Here is a 14,585-nt window from a genome sequence, read left to right as displayed (position 1 = left end):
AAAGCTGCGCAGACGCTGCCCCAGCAGCGCAGTTTCCGCTGCAATGAGGGCATAGCCGGCATGATCTTGACCGGCAAGCTCGGCGGTGGCAAGCAGGAAGGCGCACCGGCGGGACTTGGCATGGCGGTCGCGATGGCGGGCCAACGCGTCAAAAACCGCCAAAAGGCGCATCGAGGGTGGCCATGGAAACTTCCGCCCTTGCCAGGACGCTGTCAACACCGGTGGCAGTGATTTCGTTGAGATAAAACGGTCCATCCGCGGCATCCATGGGACTGGCCGCCTGGTCATTGGCGTTTGGCCTTCGAAGCTACCGGCCGTGTACCTGGGCGGAACGCTTTTCGGCGGCAGCTACGTTGCACTTGGCGGTGTCCTCATCGCGTGGGCAGCTGCCACGCTTCCCGGACGTGAACCGGCAGGAACGGCGGCGCTGTTCATAGTGCTGGTCCTGGGCCAGGCCCAACCACCCAGCCGGGCGGTCCCCGCCACCAGTCTCTTGTCAGGGCCCCGTGTCATCATGGAGCCATGAGAGCCGCAGCCACCGCCGGACCTGCCGCGGTCTATGACACCGCCGGCCCCTATTCCCTCAGCCAGACGCTGGGCATCATCCGCCGCGGCCCGGGCGACAGGACCATGGCACTGGCCCCCGGCCTCGCCTGGCTGGCCTTCACCACATCCCTTGGCCCGGCCACACTGGGGATCACGCAGCGCGCAAGCAGGCTCCACGTGCGGTCCTGGGGGGCCGGAGCGGAGCAGGCGCTGGCAGGTGTCCCGTCCCTGCTGGGGCTTCACGACGACTGGACCGCCTTCGACTCCCCCACCTTTGCCGCAACCCTCCCGCACCGTGTCCGGGAAGCCCGACGCCGGCACCAGAGTGTGCGTCTGCCGTCCACGGGCCGCATTGTTGACGCGCTGGTGCCGGCCATTTTGGAGCAAAAAGTCACCACACTTGAGGCGGTGCGGGCCTACACCGCACTGCTGCGCAAATACGGCACCCCCGCACCGGGAGCCGGCCTGCACCCGGACGTGCCCGGCACCTTGACCGTGGCGCCCACCGCGGCGCAGTGGGCCGCCATTCCGTCCTGGGACTGGCACCGGGTGGGCGTTGGACCACAGCGCTCGGACACAATCCAGCGGATGGTGCGTTCGGCGTCGGGCCTGGAAAGGCTGAACCAGCTGCCCGCAAAAGAGGCGGGCCGGAAAATGCAGAGCATTCCCGGCATTGGTGTGTGGACAGCGGCGGAAGCCACCCAGCGCACCCACGGCGACCCCGATCAAGTGTCAGTGGGCGACTACCATCTGGCGGCTTACGTGGGGTGGGCGCTGGCCGGAAAACCGGTGGACGACGCGGGCATGCTGGAACTGCTGCAGCCCTGGCAGGGGCACCGGCAACGGGTGGTGCGGATGCTGCAGCTGAGCGGTTTCCGCAAGCCCACATTTGGCCCCCGGATGACCGTCCAGGACCATCGCAGGCATTGACTGCGATGGCCGCGGCTTCACTGCGCGGGGCGTTCACAGTGCGGATGCGCTTGTTGTGCGTGTGCGCCCATGCCCTAGGCTGTTTTCATGAGCGAGATCATTAACCTACAGGCCACTTTTTTCCCCAACAAGGGCGAGTTCTTCCGCGTGAAGCTTGCCCTTGAAATTGCCATCGAGCAGGTTGTGGCAGAGGCGGGCTGCATCCAGTATGAGATCACGGAGGAATCGGACGAGAAGATTGTCCTGACCGAGCAGTGGGCCTCCGAAGCGGACCTTGAAAAGCACAGCAACGGCATCGCTGTGCAGGACCTCAACGAATCCCTCAGCGCCCTTCTGGCCAAGCCCGTGGAACTCGTCCGCCGCTAAAGGCACAAAGGCACAAAGACGCCGCACGCCCTGTGAAGTCAGGGGTGTGCGGCGTCTTGGTGCTGCGGGGCGCGTCGGCTTGTACGTCAGGCGGGGGCGGAACCCTCGGCCTGCTTCGCTGCCACGGCGGCGTGGACCTCCTTCATGTCCAAGGCCTTTACCGCATCAATGACGGAATCCAGCTGGGTTGCATTCAGTGCACCGGGCTGGGCAAACACCAGCACCTTTTCCCGGAACGCCATCAGCGTGGGGATGGATGTGATGTTCGCTTCCGCGGCCAGCTCCTGCTGGGCTTCGGTGTCAACCTTGCCGAACACAATGTCGGCATGCTTGGTGGAGGCAGCCTCAAAGGTGGGGGCAAACCGCACACACGGCTGGCACCAGGACGCCCAGAAATCCACAATGACAATGTCATTGCCATCAATGGTGGGTCCAAAAGATTCCGTGGTGATTTCAACAGTAGCCATGGCTTCCACGGTACGGCAGGGAAGCAAAGCCTGGCCAGCCATTTCGCTCAGCGCGTGAGCCTCCCGCCGTGGGCCTGTGCCGCCTGTTTCGTGAACGGTGGCCAAAAAGACGCCCCCCGTTCACAGGGAGTTCATCCGTGTCGGGAACACTGAAGGTGTTGACAACTAAAGGAAGCAGCGATGACTTCCAGCCAAGGAGAACCCATGAGCCGCCGAGCAATCCCCCGAACCTTTACGGACCCTGAAAACAACGATGTCTGGCCTGCCTTGCCCGCGGACAGGCCCGTGGCGCTGATCAATGAGCGTGGCTGGCGTCTGGAAGGGCGCGTGGAGACCCTCTCCCACGACAGGCAGTGCCTGTGGATCCAGCTCAACTCTGGAATGGGCCGCCAGCTTATTCACCATCAAGACGGCTTTGTCCTGGAAGGCGGCTCTGAGGACAGCTAAGCGCTTGTCCCAAATGCAAATTGCCCGGCCCCACAAGGGCCGGGCAATTTTTTCATGTGCGGTGCAGGCGCATCCCGCTAAACCTTGGATTTGCGGTAGCCGGCCTGCTTGGCGGCGGCCTCGGTGCTGAAGCAAATCTCAGGAGTTGTCTTGGCGTAGAAACGCTGGTTCTTGAGGTGGTAGATCTTGCTTGGCGCGTTGCCCTTGATGGGCGCCCACGACGGGCAGTTCCACTTGCTGGCAGGCTTGGCTGAGGTGGGACTGGGCGCCGGCACCACCTTGATGGCTTTGACGGCCGTGGACGAGGCCTTGTAGCTGCCCTGAGCCGGCAGCGTTACGGACCATTTGCCTGAAACTGCCGCCACTGCCGTTGCATTGAACTTACCCGCTGAAGTGGTCCTCAGCGTCCGGACCAGCTTTTTGGGTGCGGAACCGTCGGCATCAAAGTAGACGTTTACCGTCACGGCTCCGGCGTTTGCCCAAGCCTTGCCCGAAAGCCGCTGCACCAGTCCGGAATAGCTGATGTTCTTGCCCTTGACGACTGTGGCCGGACCCGCTGCAAAGTTGGCAATACGGGTGCTGGTGGTTGCGGCGGCATGTGCGGATGTCGGGGCCACCACCATGGGCAGCACTACAGCCAGGGAAGCCACAACGGCGAGCAGGAAATAGCGCAGCTTTCGCGAGCCGAGACGCATGGAAACGTTCAAACGATCCCCCAAAGGACATGGCCGGCAGGTCGCCCTGCAGGCAAAGAATTTACAACTGACTGCCAAACATTAGCGAAAGACTGTCCGTTTGGTTATTCTTTATGGCCTATATGACGCACCGGCCCGCAAATGAGACAGGAACGCCCCGCATCAGCCATTAGTCTTCGGGACCAATCATTGAGACAAACTCCCGGGCATCCTCGACCCCAATGTCCGCGTGGTCCCGGAGCAGGCTGGCAGCGGCGTCATAATTTCCGGACTGTGCCAGTTGCCGGATCCGGGTGTAAATATCCGCGTTCAGCCGCGTGCTCGCCACCTCACGGACGTCGTCACCGCGGGAGACAATGGCGCGGTAGCGGTAGCTGCCGGCAGCGGCCACGGGCGGGGCGGCCTGCGCAGCTTCCGGAACGGACCCGGCGGCAAGAATGTCCTCCACCGTCAAAGGTGCCTCGGCCGCAGGCTGCGCGGATTGCGGGGCCACACCCGCTTTTGCCTGCGTGGACTGCGGCTTCACGTCTGCCTGTTTTTCAACTTTCCGCTCCGGGGCAGGCTGCGGGAACTGCGCCAGGGCGGCCACACTTGCAGTTGCTTCCCGCAGTCCCGTCCGGGTCGCCTGCCGGTATTCCTTCACGGCGTTGAACACTTGGCGCTGGGCAATCAGGGAATAGATCCGCCGGTGGGTTTCGGGGTCCAGCCGCGCACTGGCCCGTTCGGCATCCGCTCGAGTGATGTCCATGCCGCTGCCGGCCTTGCCGGCACCTTGCGTGGGCCCCACAGCTGCGGCCGGGGCAGCCGTCCCGTCCTCGTGGTGGCTGCGCCGCCCCAGGAACCGCGATCCCATCCAAACGATCAGGACAATAACCAACACAATGACCAGCGGGACCAGATATTCCATCCCCTAACTGTAGTTTGCTTCCCCGCGCCGCCGTTAGCCATGGCTGGAGTGGGACCGGGTGGGGCTTCGCTGCCCGGGCAGCGAAAACAGAAAGACCCGGAACCCCGCGTTTTGCGCGTGGTTCCGGGTCTTCCCGTTTGGTGGCAGATACTGGATTCGAACCAGTGAAGGCGTTGCCAGCTGATTTACAGTCAGCCCCCTTTGGCCGCTCGGGTAATCTGCCGTGGCCTGCCAGACCCCAACTGCGGATCGGACTTTCGCCCCCAACAAGTGGGAGCAGTAAAACAATACAGGGAATTTGCCCAAGAATCGAATCGGGCGGCATCCGGGGTGGTTTGGACACCGCCGGGGCACCGGCAAGCTGGCGATTGTCCGCTAAATGGGCAATGCACCTGATTGGATCCGGCGCACCAGCTGCTCCGCCACAAACGCCGCCTGCTCCGACGTGAGCTGCTGCAGTTCCACGGCCCGGGCCGTGTCTGCCTTGACGCCGGCAATGCGCTGCTCCACGGACTCCCCTGCGCTGTGCTGCACATGGCACACGTTCACCTCCGTGCCCGTTTCACCGGGGACCTCCGATGCGCCAAGTAGCGCCACAGCCGCCAATGAGGCTGCGGCAATTTTGATGGTCCCCCGCTGGGCGGCCGACAGTGGCATTGGCACGGTTCCTCCTGTTTCGGTGTTTCCTTTGCCTCCACTGTGGCTCCTCCAGATGTGCACGTTCCCTGAAGCCACCCGGAGAAGGCTGTGGGCGCGCCCTGCTCCGAACTGGTGGCCGGTTGTTCGCATGGAGGTGCCATGTGCCGAACCGGGCTTGGGTTTTTCGCATGGCGGGGCGGGCACCGCCGTGGGTCCCGGGCCCGCGGACCCAGGGCTGCCCAGCTGGCCACAGCACGCTTCCCCGGCTTTGGCCAGCTCTGGCGCTAGGCTTGGAAGCAAAGCTCATTAATCTTTTTACCAGGTGGAGGAATCATGGCCAGTGAGTCAACGTTCGACGTCGTCAGCAAAGTGGACAAGCAGGAAGTCGCCAATGCACTGCACCAGGCCCAGAAGGAAATTGTGCAGCGTTATGACTTCAAGGGTGTGGGAGCGGAAATAGATTTCAGTGGCGAGAAGCTGCTGCTCAAGGCGAATTCGGAAGAACGCGTCATGGCTGTCATGGATGTCTTTGAGTCCAAGCTGATCAAGCGCGGCATCTCGCTGAAGTCCCTCGACGCCGGCGAACCGTACGCCTCGGGCAAGGAGTACCGTCTGGAGGCTGAGATCAAGGAAGGCATTGCCCAGGACGTGGCCAAGAAGATCAACAAGCTCATCCGTGACGAAGGCCCCAAAGGTGTCAAGTCCACCATCCAAGGTGACGAGCTGCGCGTGAGCTCCAAGAGCCGCGACGACCTCCAGGAAGTCATGGCCATGCTGCGCAAGTTCGAGGATGCGGATCTGCAGTTTGTGAACCTGCGTTAATCCTGCATTCCACAAGCGCCCATGGCAGTGGCTGCCATGGGCGCTCGTGCCTGCCCGCGCGTCTGGGAGCCGTAGCTGCTGTGGCCCCCAGCAGCAGCAACTGTCCGTTCCCGGCCCCGCAGGCTCAGCCGCCGTCCCCGAAACCCGGCGCCACCAAGCCGGTTTCATAAGCCAGGACCACCGCCTGCACCCGGTCCCGCAGGCTTAGCTTGGCCAAAATTTTACTCACGTGGGTTTTGACCGTCTGCTGGGCAATAAAAAGCTCCGCGGCAATTTCCTGGTTGGAGAATCCGCGTCCAATCAAGGTCATGACCTCCAGCTCGCGTTCGGTCAGGCTGTCCAGGCGCTCACGGGAGGGCACCGAACGGGGTCCGGCGGTGGCAAATTGCTCAATCAGCCGTTTGGTGACGGAGGGCGCCAAGAGTGCCTCACCTGAGGCCACCACCCGCACCGCGGAAACCAGTTCCTCGGCGAGCGCGTCCTTGAGCAGGAATCCACTGGCGCCCAGACGCAGGGCGTCATAGACGTAGTCGTCAATGTCGAATGTTGTCAGCATGAGTATGTGTGCATGGTCCGCTTGATCCGCATGTGGCGGAAATGCCAGAATTTGGCGCGCTGCTTCAAGCCCGTCCATCACCGGCATGCGGACGTCCATGAGGACCACATCCGGGTGGTGCAGTGCCGCCAGCTCAACAGCCCTGGCGCCATTCTCCGCCTGCCCCACAATGGTGATGTCCTCCTGCGCACCCAACAGGGCGGCAAAACCTTCCCGGACCATGGCCTGGTCGTCCACCACAAGGACCCTGATGGTCATGTTTACACCCTCCGGTTTGTTGTGCCGCTGGCATCCAGGGGCAACACGGCATTTACGGCGAATCCGCCGTCGCGCGTTGGTGCGCACGTCACTTCCCCACCCACAATGGAGGCGCGTTCACGCATGCCAATCAAGCCTTGGCCCACATGCCCGCCCCTGTCCAGTTGAGCCATTACGGCACCCACATCGGAACGGGAATTGACTATGGAAACGGCAAGCCGGCCGCCGGTGACCCCGATGGCGACCTCGGCGGTGGCTCCCGGGGCGTGGCGGACCACGTTGCTCAGTGCCTCCTGGACAATTCTGTAGGCCGTCAAGGCAATGACCTCCCCAATGTCATGATCACCGACCCCGGAAATTTTCGGTTCCAGCACCTTCACCCCCGTGGAGCGGATTGAGGAAATGAGTTCGGGCAGATCGGCCAGACCTGGTTGCGGGCCCAGCTCACGGCCCGGAGCGGTATTGCGAAGGGAACCGAGCATGCTGCGCATTTCCGTCATGGCACGGCGGGAATTTGCGGCAATGTCATCAAATTCCCGCTTCAGTTCCGGGCTCAATCCCGGATGGCGGTAGACGGCGGTGGTGGCCTGGACCACCACGACCGACATGCCATGCGCCACCACATCGTGCAATTCACGGGCTATGCGGGTGCGCTCTTCAGCCAATCTGCGCCGGGATTGTTCTTCGGCGCTGACCGTTCGCTCCGCGGCCAATTCAACACGCAGGTGCTGCCACTGTTGGACCACCACCGAGGCCACCATGAGCCCCCCTGAGACGGCGGCAAAAATGACCACATTGTTCTGGGCGCCGTCGTCGGGCCCCTCGGGCATGGTGAGGTAGTTGCTCAGCACACCCACCACAACGCTGGCCAGCCAGCCTCCGGCGGACACCATCCAATGGGCACGCAGACCCGCGACGCAAAGCACCAGGACCTGGGTGATCATGGCCACCACGCTAAAAGGCATCGGGACAAGCAGCACCGGCGCGGACACCAGCGGCAGGATCACCAAAGGCGCCAGGGAAGCCAGAATGCCGGCGGTCGGCCGCGCCGCCGTCAGACCCAGCGACCCGGCGTGCAAAATGGCCAGACCCAAGCCGAAGGGCAGGCTCATGTTGTACAGGTTGATGTTCAGCGGGGCACCGACGGCCAAGAGGGCAATGCAGACGGCCGCCGTGCCGAGCCACACCCAACTCAGGCCCTTCATCCCCCACAAGGTGATGGTGCTCAAGGGATCAACCAGGCCTTCGCCTCTGGGGTTGGGTTTAGCGGCCATGGTGGGCGGCAGGGGTGTCCTGGTCCGAAAGTTCCGCCGTCGGACCGTCCGCGTCAAGGCCGCTGAGTCCGCCGGCGGGCTCGCCGTGCCACGATTGGATCCGCCACCCGCCCGTAGCCGCGCTGCCGGTGGGTTCGCCCTCGAGCGTGACGATCCCGGTGTTGGACAGCTCGTGATAACGCCTGTCCGACCAGTCAAGGTTTTCCCCGCGGTGCGCTGCCCAAAAGCGGATCATGGCTCCGTGGCTGACCATGGCCACCGCCTCATGGGCGGCCGCTTCCGCCACCACCGCATCAAAGCGTTCCAGCACCTCAAATCCAGTGTCGGCTCCGGGCATGCGGGCGGACAAGTCACCTGACAACCAGATTTTGACTGTTTGCAGATAACTTGCAATGGAGGTTCCATCGCCGCGCATCTCCAGGTCGCCGGCGCTGATTTCCCGCAAGCCCTCGCGAACTTGCGGTACGAGTGCCCTCTGGGCGGCAAGGGGCGCGGCGGTCAGGGCGGTGCGGGTGAGGTTGGAGATGAACAGGGCATCGATCCGCTCAGCGGCGAGGTCACCGGCAACTGCCTGCGCCTGCGCAACCCCCAACGCTGTCAACCCCGGACCCGGAGCGGCAGTATCCAGGAGTCCGCGCACATTATTGGGGGTTTGGCCGTGCCTAATCAAGATCAATCGCATGGTTCCATTCTGTCCTATGGGGCTGCGTTATGCTGGCAACAATTGACATGTGGAAAGGGGCCTGCCGGTGCCAGGGCGCGAGCAGCTTTACGCTTCCACTTTTTGGGGGGTTAGACGGCCTCAGTTTCCACTGACGCCCGGACACTTTGTCATCCGGCTTGCCGACCCTTCGCTGGCCTTCGGTCCTGATTCCGCCGGCGACCTGCTGCATTGCTACGGTCGGCTGCGGCAGGCGCTGACTGCACTGCGGGGCGCCACGGCCGCGCAACTTTTTATCTCACGGAACTGGTCTCCGGTGGGCGACGCCATTGGCGAGCCCCTTTCTGAAACCTCCACACCCACGCTTCACGCCTTCATCAGCTGGCCGGGAAGCCCCCTGGCAGCTGCCGCTCTCCGCCTGCCGGCCCATCTGCGTGCCGCGACGCCACCGGACGCGGATCAGGATGAGGCGCTGCGCCTGTGGAGCGGCAGCAAGGGGCCGCTGCGGGAGCCGGAGGGGCCCACCAGAGGGCCCACCAGGGCCAGCCACGCCCAAGATGCGGCAGCTGCTGCGCAGGGGGTTGCTCTGTGGCAGTCGCGGGCCTTTGCGGTGCAGGCTGCCCCGGCGGCGAACGCGGGCACGTCCCGTACGCAGCATTGGACGGCCGTTCCGCGCCAGAGTGTGAAGTCCCTGGACGGGATGGGCACCGATGCCTTGTTGGAATTGGCTGCCGGCGTGGAACAACTGGCATGGAATGCCAACCCCCGCCACGCCGGCATGACGGTCTGGGCCACCGATGTGTGGGGCGGAGGCGCCTCCATTGACATTTTTGGCCGCGAACATGGCCAAGCGACCAATCAGCTGGCTGAATTCGTCACCCATGGCGGGCTCGGTCTTGAGCAGGCGGCGTTAAGAACGCGCGAATTCCGGGGCCCATCCCCTACTGTTGAGAAATGACCAATTCATCCCCCCTCAATGACGACCAGACCGCACAAATCATTGCCCTCGCCATGGATTTGGCACGTGCGGGCAAGACCACTGAACTGGCGGAATTTTTGGATCACGGCCTCCCCCTTGACGTGCAGGACGGCGACGGAAACACGCTGCTGATGCTGGCCACCTACAGGGGCCACGGGCAGACGGCATCGCTGTTGCTGGACCGTGGCGCCAATGTGGATCTTTGCAATGCGCGCGGGCAGTCACCACTGGCCGGTGCACTTTTCAAGGGCGAGGATGAAATAGTGGCACTGCTGGTGGCTGCCGGGGCCGATCTTGAGGGCGGCACACCATCCGCCCGCGCCACCGCTGCCATGTTCGGCCGCGAACATTTGCTGCCGTAAAGGGATCCGTCCCGGCAGTCCCACGGCAACAAAAATGCCCGGAGGCAACCGTGAATGGTTGCCTCCGGGCATTTGGTGGTGGCTTAGGCTGCGTCCGTGTTGACGTCCACGGGTGACAAGTTGCCGGCCTTCAGGGCCTCAATGGCTGCACGGACACCTGCGCCGTAGGCCGGATCGGCCTGGGTGCAGTTGTAAATGTGACGCTCAATGGTGGCCTCGGAGGCGCCGTCAATGGCGCGCGCGGTGTTCTCGAAGAGCACCTGGCGCTGCTCGTCATTCATCTTCTCGCGGAAGAGGATGCCGGGCTGCTCAAAGTAGTTGGCGTCGTCTTCACGGTAGTTGAACCGGTCCGCCGTGGCACCTGTGGCCAGTGCCGGATCAGCGTAGGCGGGCTGTTCCTGCCAGCGGCCGTAGGAGTTCGGTTCGATGCCGGGGGTGCGTCCCTGGTTGCCGTCCACCCGTCCCTGTCCATCGCGGTGGTAGGTGTTGACGGGGCTCTTGGGCGCGTTCACCGGAATCTGGTGGTGGTTCACACCCAGGCGGTAGCGCTGGGCATCGCCGTAGGAGAACAGGCGGCCCTGCAGCATGCGGTCCGGGGAGAAGCTGATGCCCGGAACCACGTTGGCCGGAGTGAAGGCGGACTGCTCGACGTCGGCGTAGTAGTTCTCCGCATTGCGGTTCAACTCCCATTCACCCACCTCGATCAACGGGTAGTCCTTCTTGGACCAGACCTTGGTCAGGTCGAACGGGTGGTACTTGTAGCTATTGGCGTCGGCCTCGGGCATGATCTGCACCATGAGCTTCCACTTCGGGAAGTCGCCTTCCTCGATGGACTCGAAAAGGTCGCGCTGGGCGGACTCGCGGTCTTCACCCACCAGGCTGGCAGCTTCCGCGTCAGTCAGGTTTTTAATGCCCTGCTGCGTGCGGTGGTGGAACTTGACCCAGTAACGCTCGCCTTCGGCGTTGATGAAGGAGAAGGTGTGTGAACCAAATCCATGCATGTGCCGGTAGCTGGCCGGGATGCCACGGTCGGACATGACAATCGTGATCTGGTGCAGGGCCTCGGGCAGGTTGGTCCAGAAGTCCCAGTTGTTCTCGGCATTGCGCAGGTTGGTGCGCGGATCGCGCTTCACTGCACGGTTCAGGTCGGGGAACTTCAGCGGATCACGGAAGAAGAACACAGGGGTGTTGTTGCCCACCAGGTCCCAGTTGCCTTCGTCGGTGTAGAACTTCAGGGAGAACCCGCGGATGTCGCGCTCTGCATCGGCTGCGCCGCGTTCGCCGGCAACGGTGGAGAAGCGTGCGAACATTTCAGTCTTTTTGCCCACCTCGGAGAAGATGCTGGCCTTGGTGTACTTGGTGATGTCGTTCGTCACGGTGAAAGTACCAAAGGCACCTGAACCCTTGGCGTGCATGCGGCGCTCGGGGATGACCTCGCGGCTGAAGTGGGCCAGCTTCTCAAGCAGCCACACGTCCTGAAGCAGCACTGGCCCCCGGGGACCAGCTGTCATGCTGTCCTGGTTGTTGGCAACGGGTGCGCCCGCGGCGGTTGTCAATGGTGCGGTGTTGTCGACAGTCATCTTTACTTATCGCTCCTAGCGGTGGTGAGATCTTGATTCAAAAGTCTTTTGGCGGTGCAGTCGGGGCAGCTTCCCCAATAAATGACCTCGGCTTCATCAATGCTGAAGCCGTGGCTGTTGGAAGCATGCAGACATGGCGCCTCCCCAATGGCGCAATCCACATCCGCAATGTCTCCGCAGGAACGGCACACCACGTGGTGGTGGTTGTCCCCCACCCGGCTTTCGTACCGGGTGGCCGAACCCGCCGGTTCAATGCGGCGGACCAGATTGGCATCGACCAACGCGGCAAGCACATCGTAGACGGCCTGCTTTGAGACGCTGCCCAACTCTGCCCGCACCGCGCCAATGATGGAGTCCGCGTCCGCATGTGGGTGCGCGCTGACAGCATCCAGCACCGCGACACGGGGACGGGTGACACGCAGTGACGCTGCCCGCAACTTGTCTTCGTAGTGCTGATTACTGATCATGGGTCCAGTATGTCCACTTTTCTGGACTGAGTCCAATTTGGACGGTTTTAGTTACTTTGCCCGCAACAGCAGCCGCCGTTCCGCTGACCATGGTTGTCACCACCGGGCTTCGTGCCGCATCTGCCCAATTCCGCCGGGCACGGGGGCACAGCTGGTGGAACGTGGGGGCAGGCCCTGCCTGTCACCGGCCCAAGTCCCCGGGAGAACCAGCCCCGGGGACTTGGGCAACCCTTCTTTGGCAGCACCGGGGTCAACTGCCGCCAATGCGGATCCACCCAATCCTTGGGTGTCTGCCTGCGGGTCCCGGCGGTTAGGGCGGTTTCGGCATGGCTCAAGAAAGCTGCATTCAGCCCAAACGTTTCAGGTAGTAACGCATGGGGGCGTGGCGGATGCCTGCGGGGACAACGCGCACCAGATGGGAGGTCAGGGCCAAAAGGGTGCGCAGCAGACGCTCCCGCCGCGGTGACCAGCTGAATCCGTACAGCTGCCGAACCGGCGCGGGTAGAAGGCCCACGCTGAGAAATCGCACCAGGGGCATGAAAGGCTTGAGCCAGACGGGGGCCTGCCGCGCCGCCAAAAGTTCCCGGGCCACCTCCCTGACGGTCCCGTCCACGCTGAGCGTCGCCAGCTGGCGGTCCCAGTACTCCTTGAAGTCCGCGCGGGAGGCAGGCCACAGTTGGGCCGGCATGCCCAATTCCACACCAAGCACGGCATAGCCTTGATACACGGATTCATCATCCGCTTCAGAGAGCGCCGGAAAGACAGCGGCATAGACATCCCTGGCAGAGTCGTAGAGTGTGGCGGCCACCCATAACTGCAGCTGCCCGTCAGAGGCATCATAAGCGGGGGTGGCGGCGGTGCCAGGGGACCGCACCGGCAGATGAGCCCTTTGCACATGGGCCTTCATGGTGCGACGTTGTTGCGTTGTTCCATTGCTGAGGGCATAGATGTACTGCAGCGTGTGATGGAGGCGCTTGAGGGGGTTGGCGGTAAAATCCGAATGCTGCGCAACGCCATAACCCACTGCCGGGTTGGCCAGCTGCAGCAAAATGGCACGGCCCGCTCCGGCCAGCAGCACCCCTTCAGGTGCAACGTCCGCCAATGTCTTGACCACGGCAGCTAGCTGTCCGTGGAGATGCGCACCATGTGGTCACGGTCCACGACTTTAATGCGCTCGCGCGCAACATTGACGCCCGGGTCCGCCAGATAGGCGGCGCCCAACTGTTTTTCGTGGCTGTCCAAGCGGTTCCACCCCTCCCACGTGGTGAACTGCACGCCCCGTGATTGGAGCAGTTCCACAATGTGCTGCTCTGTGGAATGTGCAGGCTCAGGCAGGCTGAGACGGTCTTCCAGGAGGCAGCCGATGGTCTCCAAGGCATCACCCTTGGTGCTGCCGATCAAGCCCACAGGACCACGCTTGATCCATCCGGTGGCATAGAGCCCGGGAACGGGGCTGCCATCGGCGGCAAGGACCCTGCCGCCTTCGTTGGGGATGACACCGCGCTGGGCATCGAAAGCCACCTCGGCAAGCTCAGCGCCAAAATACCCCACAGCCCGGTACACGGCTTGCACGGGATAGTGGATCAGCTCCCCGGTCCCGCGGACATTGCCGGTCCCGTCCAGCTCATTGCGCTCAAAGGTAATACCTGTGACTGCGCCATTGCTGCCGGTGATTTGCTGGGGTGTGTGGAGGAAATGCAGGTGCAGGCGCCGCGAGGCGGGTTGTTTTTTTGCATCGTGTTCCTCGGCCAACCAGTTGCTGAGGGTGTTCACCATGATCTTGACCTGGTTGTTGCTCCTAATGGCCAGGTCAGAGGCCGCATCAAAATCGAAGTCCTCTTCATAAAGAACAATGTCAACGTCACGTGAGTGGCTTAACTCCCGTAATTCCAGCGGCGTGAACTTCACCTGCGCAGGCCCCCGGCGGCCGAAAATGTGCACATCCGTCACCGGAGAGGACTTGAGGCCGCGGTAGACGTTCTCTGGAATTTCGGTCACCAGCAGATCGTCGGGGTGTTTGGACAGTATCCGGGCTATGTCCAGGGCTACATTGCCATTGCCGATCACCGCTATCTCCTTGGCATTCAAGGGCCACTCCCGGGGCACATCGGGATGACCGTCGTACCAGGAGACAAAATCGGCCCCGCCATAGGAGCCCTCAAGATCAATGCCGGGAATGTCCAAGGCTGCATCCCTCATGGCTCCGGTGGCGAAGATGACGGCGTTGTAGTGGCTCTGCAGGTCCGCCAGCGTCACGTCCCTGCCGTACGTGACGTTGCCAAAGAACCGGATGTCTCCGCGGTCCAATACCTTATGCAGCGCATTCATGATGCCTTTGATGCGGGGATGGTCAGGAGCCACTCCATAGCGGATCAATCCGTAGGGTGCCGGCTGGGATTCAAATAAATCAATGCCCAGCTGGACGTCCCCGCCAGCCACCTCCTGCGATTTGGTGAGAATGTCTGCTGCATAGACTCCCGCCGGACCGGATCCAACAATGGCAACACGGAACGGTTGGTTGACACTTGAAGAAGACAAGTCGGAAGCCCCTTTGAACTGTGAACCGGCACAAGATTGCCGTGCATCAACAGTTGCACATAAAAGCACACCTGATGCGTTGGCTCCTTCA

The 14,585-nt window shown here is 62.7% G+C and carries 18 protein-coding genes and 1 tRNA gene; 7 read left to right on the top strand and 12 right to left on the bottom strand.

The features are described from left to right. Nucleotides 1-316: 316 nt before the first annotated feature. From ACFUCV_RS04765 to ACFUCV_RS04755, 3 genes are all read left to right on the top strand, one after another. Nucleotides 317-526, top strand: coding sequence for a hypothetical protein (locus ACFUCV_RS04765; RefSeq protein ID WP_380812583.1), 210 nt, complete (start codon nt 317-319; stop codon nt 524-526). Then, nucleotides 523-1,476, top strand: coding sequence for a DNA-3-methyladenine glycosylase family protein (locus tag ACFUCV_RS04760; RefSeq protein WP_380812581.1), 954 nt, complete (start codon nt 523-525; stop codon nt 1,474-1,476). Before ACFUCV_RS04765 ends, ACFUCV_RS04760 begins: the two co-directional genes overlap by 4 nt. Nucleotides 1,477-1,563: 87 nt before the next feature. Next, the gene (locus ACFUCV_RS04755; protein WP_380812579.1) at nt 1,564-1,842 is read left to right on the top strand and encodes a putative quinol monooxygenase; all 279 of its coding nucleotides are present in this window, start codon (nt 1,564-1,566) and stop codon (nt 1,840-1,842) included. A gap of 86 nt (nt 1,843-1,928) precedes the next feature. On the opposite strand, the gene ACFUCV_RS04750 is transcribed toward ACFUCV_RS04755, so the two are convergent. After that, complete coding sequence (locus tag ACFUCV_RS04750; protein ID WP_380812577.1) at nt 1,929-2,309, bottom strand: thioredoxin family protein; 381 nt, start codon at nt 2,307-2,309, stop codon at nt 1,929-1,931. A 204-nt stretch (nt 2,310-2,513) separates the two neighbouring features. Here ACFUCV_RS04750 and ACFUCV_RS04745 point away from each other — a divergent pair, with 204 nt between their 5' ends. Beyond that, nucleotides 2,514-2,756, top strand: a complete 243-nt coding sequence (locus tag ACFUCV_RS04745) for a hypothetical protein (protein WP_380812575.1) — start codon at nt 2,514-2,516, stop codon at nt 2,754-2,756. Nucleotides 2,757-2,833: 77 nt separating this feature from the next. On the opposite strand, the gene ACFUCV_RS04740 is transcribed toward ACFUCV_RS04745, so the two are convergent. From ACFUCV_RS04740 to ACFUCV_RS04725, 4 genes are all read right to left on the bottom strand, one after another. Continuing rightward, nucleotides 2,834-3,463, bottom strand: a complete 630-nt coding sequence (locus ACFUCV_RS04740) for a hypothetical protein (protein WP_380812573.1) — start codon at nt 3,461-3,463, stop codon at nt 2,834-2,836. Nucleotides 3,464-3,620: 157 nt separating this feature from the next. Continuing rightward, nucleotides 3,621-4,358: a hypothetical protein gene (locus tag ACFUCV_RS04735; RefSeq protein ID WP_380812571.1), complete on the bottom strand. Its 738-nt coding sequence runs from the start codon at nt 4,356-4,358 to the stop codon at nt 3,621-3,623. A gap of 138 nt (nt 4,359-4,496) precedes the next feature. Continuing rightward, nucleotides 4,497-4,581, bottom strand: a tRNA-Tyr gene (locus tag ACFUCV_RS04730). A 152-nt stretch (nt 4,582-4,733) separates the two neighbouring features. Continuing rightward, nucleotides 4,734-5,021 (bottom strand): hypothetical protein, encoded by a 288-nt coding sequence (locus tag ACFUCV_RS04725; RefSeq protein WP_380812568.1) that lies wholly within the window; start codon nt 5,019-5,021, stop codon nt 4,734-4,736. A 309-nt stretch (nt 5,022-5,330) separates the two neighbouring features. Between ACFUCV_RS04725 and ACFUCV_RS04720 the strand changes: the two genes are divergently transcribed. After that, complete coding sequence (locus ACFUCV_RS04720; protein ID WP_380812566.1) at nt 5,331-5,819, top strand: YajQ family cyclic di-GMP-binding protein; 489 nt, start codon at nt 5,331-5,333, stop codon at nt 5,817-5,819. Nucleotides 5,820-5,943: 124 nt separating this feature from the next. On the opposite strand, the gene ACFUCV_RS04715 is transcribed toward ACFUCV_RS04720, so the two are convergent. Genes ACFUCV_RS04715 through ACFUCV_RS04705 form a run of 3 tightly spaced genes read right to left on the bottom strand, consistent with a single transcriptional unit; the run spans nt 5,944 to nt 8,589 of the window. Continuing rightward, nucleotides 5,944-6,633 carry a response regulator gene (locus tag ACFUCV_RS04715; protein ID WP_380812564.1) on the bottom strand — a complete coding sequence of 230 codons (690 nt, stop codon included), beginning with the start codon at nt 6,631-6,633 and terminating at the stop codon, nt 5,944-5,946. A gap of 2 nt (nt 6,634-6,635) precedes the next feature. Then, entirely contained in the window at nt 6,636-7,862 is a 1,227-nt protein-coding gene (locus tag ACFUCV_RS04710; protein ID WP_380812561.1) for a sensor histidine kinase, read from the bottom strand. 34 nt (nt 7,863-7,896) lie between these two features. Beyond that, nucleotides 7,897-8,589 carry a histidine phosphatase family protein gene (locus ACFUCV_RS04705; protein WP_380812559.1) on the bottom strand — a complete coding sequence of 231 codons (693 nt, stop codon included), beginning with the start codon at nt 8,587-8,589 and terminating at the stop codon, nt 7,897-7,899. Nucleotides 8,590-8,638: 49 nt separating this feature from the next. Here ACFUCV_RS04705 and ACFUCV_RS04700 point away from each other — a divergent pair, with 49 nt between their 5' ends. Both ACFUCV_RS04700 and ACFUCV_RS04695 read left to right on the top strand, forming a co-directional pair. Beyond that, on the top strand, nt 8,639-9,526 hold the full coding sequence (locus ACFUCV_RS04700) for a hypothetical protein (protein ID WP_380812557.1): 888 nt from the start codon (nt 8,639-8,641) through the stop codon (nt 9,524-9,526). Next, on the top strand, nt 9,523-9,909 hold the full coding sequence (locus ACFUCV_RS04695; RefSeq protein WP_380812555.1) for an ankyrin repeat domain-containing protein: 387 nt from the start codon (nt 9,523-9,525) through the stop codon (nt 9,907-9,909). Before ACFUCV_RS04700 ends, ACFUCV_RS04695 begins: the two co-directional genes overlap by 4 nt. 83 nt (nt 9,910-9,992) lie before the next feature. Here the strand turns inward: ACFUCV_RS04695 and ACFUCV_RS04690 are convergent, their stop codons facing one another. The 4 genes from ACFUCV_RS04690 to ACFUCV_RS04675 all read right to left on the bottom strand — a co-directional run bounded on the left by ACFUCV_RS04690 (nt 9,993) and on the right by ACFUCV_RS04675 (nt 14,494). Next, the gene (locus ACFUCV_RS04690; RefSeq protein ID WP_380812553.1) at nt 9,993-11,489 is read right to left on the bottom strand and encodes a catalase; all 1,497 of its coding nucleotides are present in this window, start codon (nt 11,487-11,489) and stop codon (nt 9,993-9,995) included. A 2-nt stretch (nt 11,490-11,491) separates the two neighbouring features. Then, a complete protein-coding gene (locus ACFUCV_RS04685; protein ID WP_380812551.1) occupies nt 11,492-11,956 on the bottom strand; it encodes a Fur family transcriptional regulator in 465 nt (154 codons plus the stop codon). Nucleotides 11,957-12,302: 346 nt separating this feature from the next. Next, nucleotides 12,303-13,070, bottom strand: a complete 768-nt coding sequence (locus ACFUCV_RS04680; protein WP_380812549.1) for an oxygenase MpaB family protein — start codon at nt 13,068-13,070, stop codon at nt 12,303-12,305. Nucleotides 13,071-13,075: 5 nt separating this feature from the next. After that, complete coding sequence (locus tag ACFUCV_RS04675; protein WP_380812547.1) at nt 13,076-14,494, bottom strand: FAD-dependent oxidoreductase; 1,419 nt, start codon at nt 14,492-14,494, stop codon at nt 13,076-13,078. Nucleotides 14,495-14,585 lie beyond the last annotated feature (91 nt).

This window comes from Specibacter sp. NPDC057265 (assembly GCF_042668835.1).
Taxonomy (GTDB): Bacteria; Actinomycetota; Actinomycetes; order Actinomycetales; family Micrococcaceae; genus Specibacter.
Note: the sequence above shows the minus strand (reverse complement) of the source record. Positions and strands in the feature narration are given on the sequence as shown.

Bases quoted from the DNA above. Each gene is read 5' to 3' on its own strand.
- ACFUCV_RS04760 (WP_380812581.1), top strand. From the start codon at position 523: ATGAGAGCCGCAGCCACCGCCGGACCTGCCGCGGTCTATGACACCGCC.
- ACFUCV_RS04755 (WP_380812579.1), top strand. From the start codon at position 1,564: ATGAGCGAGATCATTAACCTACAGGCCACTTTTTTCCCCAACAAGGGC.
- ACFUCV_RS04750 (WP_380812577.1), bottom strand. From the start codon at position 2,309: ATGGCTACTGTTGAAATCACCACGGAATCTTTTGGACCCACCATTGAT.
- ACFUCV_RS04745 (WP_380812575.1), top strand. From the start codon at position 2,514: ATGAGCCGCCGAGCAATCCCCCGAACCTTTACGGACCCTGAAAACAAC.
- ACFUCV_RS04735 (WP_380812571.1), bottom strand. From the start codon at position 4,358: ATGGAATATCTGGTCCCGCTGGTCATTGTGTTGGTTATTGTCCTGATC.
- ACFUCV_RS04720 (WP_380812566.1), top strand. From the start codon at position 5,331: ATGGCCAGTGAGTCAACGTTCGACGTCGTCAGCAAAGTGGACAAGCAG.
- ACFUCV_RS04715 (WP_380812564.1), bottom strand. From the start codon at position 6,633: ATGACCATCAGGGTCCTTGTGGTGGACGACCAGGCCATGGTCCGGGAA.
- ACFUCV_RS04705 (WP_380812559.1), bottom strand. From the start codon at position 8,589: ATGCGATTGATCTTGATTAGGCACGGCCAAACCCCCAATAATGTGCGC.
- ACFUCV_RS04695 (WP_380812555.1), top strand. From the start codon at position 9,523: ATGACCAATTCATCCCCCCTCAATGACGACCAGACCGCACAAATCATT.
- ACFUCV_RS04690 (WP_380812553.1), bottom strand. From the start codon at position 11,489: ATGACTGTCGACAACACCGCACCATTGACAACCGCCGCGGGCGCACCC.
- ACFUCV_RS04685 (WP_380812551.1), bottom strand. From the start codon at position 11,956: ATGATCAGTAATCAGCACTACGAAGACAAGTTGCGGGCAGCGTCACTG.